Source organism: Micromonospora sp. NPDC092111 (assembly GCF_044755745.1).
Taxonomy (GTDB): Bacteria; Actinomycetota; Actinomycetes; order Mycobacteriales; family Micromonosporaceae; genus Micromonospora.
The window spans coordinates 1-4413 of the sequence record NZ_JBIVRQ010000041.1 but is presented as its reverse complement, the minus strand read 5'-3'; the positions used below and the strand labels follow the sequence as shown (position 1 = coordinate 4413).

Genomic DNA, 4413 nt, shown 5'->3' with positions numbered 1-4413 from the left:
ACGTTGCATGTGGATGCGCCGAGTCCGTTTGTGGACTGGTCGGCGGGTGATGTGCGGTTGGTGACGGAGTCGGTGGAGTGGCCGGTCGATGGTCGGCCCCGGCGGGCGGCGGTGTCGTCGTTCGGCATCAGCGGCACCAACGCCCATCTGATCCTGGAACAGGCCCCCACCACCGCGCCGGCCGCCCACCCCGACACCGCGCCGGTGGCGCTCTGGCCGGTCTCCGGCCGGTCCGCCGCCGGTCTCGCCGGGCAGGCCGCCCGCCTCGCCGACTTCCTCACCGACACCGACCTGCGCCCCGCCGACGTGGCCCTGACCCTCGGCACCGGCCGGGCGGCCCTGGAACACCGGGGGGTCGCCGTCGGCGACGGCGTCGCCGGGCTCCGCGCGCTCGCCGCCGGTCAGGGCGTGTCCGGCCACGTGACCACCGGCCGCACCGCCGTCCTGTTCACCGGTCAGGGTGCGCAGCGGGTGGGGATGGGCCGTGAACTGGCGGATGCGTTCCCGGTGTTCGCGTCGGCGTTGGACGAGGTGTGTGCGGCGTTCGGGCCGCTGCTCGAGGGTGACCTCCGTGCGGTGATGTTCGCCGACCCGGACGGTGTGCTCGATCAGACCGGGTGGACGCAGCCGGCGTTGTTCGCGGTCGAGGTGGCCTTGTTCAGGTTGGCCGAGTCGTGGGGCCTGAGGCCGGACTTCGTGGCCGGTCATTCGATCGGTGAGCTGGCCGCCGCGTACGTGTCCGGGGTGTGGTCCCTGGAGGACGCCTGTCGGGTGGTCGCGGCCCGGGGTGGTCTGATGCAGGCGCTTCCCGCCGGTGGGGCGATGTTGGCGATCGCCGCACCGCTGGCCGAGCTGGATCTCGACGGCGTGGACGTGGCGGCGGTCAACGGTCCCCGGGCGGTGGTGGTCTCCGGCACCGAGGAGCAGGTCGCCGCGCTGGAAGCGTCGTTGGAGGTGAAGACCCGCCGATTGCGGGTGTCGCATGCGTTCCATTCGCATCTGATGGATCCGATGCTGGCCGAGTACGGGCGGGTCCTCGCCGAGGTCACCGCCGGGCCGGCAGGCATCCCTCTCGTCTCCACCGCCACCGGCGACCTGGCCGGCGACGCGCAGTTGGGCAGTGTCACCTACTGGCAGGCGCAGGTGCGGGGCACGGTCCGGTTCGCCGACGCGGTGACGGCGTTGCGGGAACGGGGCGTCACCCGGTTCGTCGAGATCGGCCCCGACAGCGTGTTGACCGCGATGGTCGCCGACAGCGCCGACGACACCGTCTGCGTCCCGTTGCAGCGCCGCGACCGGGACCAGGTCACCGGCTACGCCACCGGGATGGCCCAGGCGTGGGCCAGCGGCGTCGACCTCGACTGGACCGCGATCCACCCCGACTCCCGGCAGGTCGACCTGCCCACCTACGCCTTCCAGCGGCAGCACTACTGGCTCTACGACCCGGCGCTCGTCGGCGCCGGACTGCTCGCCACCGACCACCCGCTGCTCGACGCCGCCGTACCCCTGGCCAACACCGACGGTGCCGTCTTCACCGGCCGCTGGTCGCTGGCCACCCACCCGTGGCTCGCCGACCACGCCGTCGGCGGCACCGTCGTCTTCGCCGGCACCGGCCTGGTCGAACTCGCCATCCACGCCGGCGACCAGGTCGGCTCCGGCGTCCTCGACGAGCTGACCCTGCACGCGCCGCTCGTCGTACCGGACCGCGGCAGCGTGGAGGTCCAGGTCGCGGTGGAGGCGCCCGACCCGGCCGGCCGCCGCGCCGTCCAGGTGCACTCCCGGGAACGCGACGACGCCCCGTGGACCCGGCACGCCACCGGCCTGCTGACCGCCGGCGACACGCCCGGCGTCGCCCTCACCGAGTGGCCGCCCGCCGACGCCGAGGCGCTGCCGGTGGCCGGCCTCTACGACGACCTCGCCACCGGCGGGCTCGACTACGGCCCGGTCTTCCAGGGCCTCCGCCGCGCCTGGCGGGCCGGCGACGAACTCTTCGCCGAGGTCGACCTCCCCGACGGTACGGAGACCGACGGCTACGGCCTGCACCCGGCGCTCTTCGACGCCGGTCTGCACGCCCTCACCCTCGCCGCCGACGACACCTACCGGGGGTTGCCGTTCGCCTGGTCGGGTGTGACGCTGCACGCCACCGGCGCGGCCAGTCTCCGGGTACGGCTCACCCCGGCCGGCTCCGGCGTCCGGCTCGCGGTCGCCGACGCCGTCGGCGCGCCCGTCGCGACCGTACGGTCACTGGTGCTCCGCCCGCTTCAGGTCACCACCTCGACCGGTGTCGGCGACGCGCTGTTCGGCCTCGACTGGCAGCCGGTCACCGTCACCCCGCCCCCGACCGCCCCCACCTGGGCCTGGCACCCCGACACCGACCCGGCGACCGGCGACGGCACCATCGCGGTGGCCGCGGATGCCGGCGCCGGTGGCCCGGTCGAGCTGGTGGTGCTGAGCGCCGGAGGCACCGACGACGTGCACGCCGAGGTGCACCGGGTCCTGGCCGTCGCCCAGCGCTGGCTGGCCGACACCAGCACCGCGCAGCTCGTCGTGCTCACCCGGCAGGCCGTCGGCGACGACGTGACCGACCTGGCCGGCGCGGCCGTCTGGGGCCTGCTGCGCTCCGCCCAGGCGGAGAACCCCGACCGGTTCCTCCTGGTCGACGCCGACCCCGACCAGCTCGCCGACGTCCTGCCGCTGGCCGTGGCCACCGGCGAACCGCAGGTGATGGTCCGGGACGGAGTGGTCTCCGTACCCCGGATCGCCCGCCGGCCACTCCCGGCCCCGCCGCCGGACGCCCCGCCGCTCGGCACCGGCACCGTCCTGGTCACCGGCGCGACCGGCACCCTGGGTACGGCGGTGGCCCGCCACCTGGTGTCCACCCACCGGGTACGGCGGCTGCTGCTGCTGTCGCGCAGCGGCCCGGCGGCCCCCGGGGCGCGGGACCTCGTCGCGGAGCTGTCGGCGGCCGGTACGCAGGTCGAGCTGGTCGCCTGTGACGTGGCGGACCGCGAGCAGGTGACGGCCGTCCTGGCCGGCGCGCCGGACCTGTCGGCGGTGGTGCACACGGCAGGTGTGCTGGACGACGGTGTGGTCTCGTCGTTGTCGGCGTCCCGGGTGTCCGGGGTGCTGCGTCCGAAGGTGGACGCGGCGGCGCTGCTCGACGAGCTGACCCGGGACCGGCCGCTGTCCGCGTTCGTGCTGTTCTCGTCGCTGTCGGGGGTGCTCGGCGCGCCGGGGCAGGGCAGCTACGCGGCGGCGAACGCGTTCGTGGACGCGTTGGCGGTGACCCGCCGCCGCGCGGGACTGCCGGGTGTGTCGCTGGCCTGGGGGTTGTGGGCGCAGGGCTCGGCGATGACCGAGCGGCTGTCCGAGGTGGACCGGGAGCGGATGTCGCGGGGCGGGGTGCTGCCCCTGTCGACCGCCGACGGGCTGGCCCTGCTCGACGCCGCCGTCGCCGGCACCCCGCCCACCCTCATCCCGGCCCGGCTCGACGTGAGGACCCTGCGTACCCTCGGCGACCGGCTGCCCCCGGTGCTGCGCGGCCTCGCCGGCCCGACCCGGCGTACCGCCACCGCCGCCGCCGCCACCGGCGGCCGGCCGCAGAGCGACTGGCTGGCCGCCCTCCCGCAGCAGGAACGGGCCGCCGCCGTACGGCACCTGGTCGACACCCACGTCGCCGCCGTCCTCGGCCTCGCCGGCCCGGACGCCGTCGAGGCGGACCGGACCTTCCAGGGGCTCGGCTTCGACTCGCTGACCGCCGTGGAGCTGCGCAACGCGCTCGCCACGGCGGCCGGCCTGCGGCTGCCCGCCACCCTCATCTTCGACTACCCGACGCCGCTCGCCCTCGCCGACTTCCTGTACGGCGAGCTGACCGGCGTCCTCGACGCACCGGAGACCCGGCAGACCGCCGCCGCCACCACCGTCGGCGACGAGCCGGTGGCGATCGTCGGGATGGCCTGCCGCTACCCCGGTGGCGTCGACTCGCCCGAGGACCTGTGGCGGCTCGTCGCCGAGGGCGTCGACGCCATCGGTGACTTCCCCACCGACCGGGGCTGGGACGTCGCCCGGCTCTACGACCCGACCGGCACCCGCCCCGACACCAGCTACGCCGACCAGGGCGGGTTCCTGCCCGGTGCGGCCGGGTTCGATCCGAGCTTCTTCGGCATCTCGCCCCGCGAGGCCGTCCTCATGGATCCGCAGCAGCGGCAACTGCTGGAGGTCTCCTGGGAGGCGTTCGAGCGGGCCGGCATCGACCCCGCCTCGGTACGCGGCTCCGCCACCGGCGTCTTCGCCGGCCTCATGTACCACGACTACGTGACCGGGCACAGCGCCGGCAGTGTCGTCTCCGGCCGGGTGGCGTACACGTTCGGCCTGGAGGGGCCGGCGGTGTCGGTGGACACGGCGTGTTCGTCG

General features: G+C 75.3%; 1 protein-coding gene. It reads left to right on the top strand.

From position 1 onward, the window contains the following. Window positions 1-9: 9 nt before the first annotated feature. Window positions 10-4413 (top strand): SDR family NAD(P)-dependent oxidoreductase (locus ACIQG9_RS29785; protein WP_400408562.1); only part of this gene is annotated, 4404 nt, incomplete at its 3' end.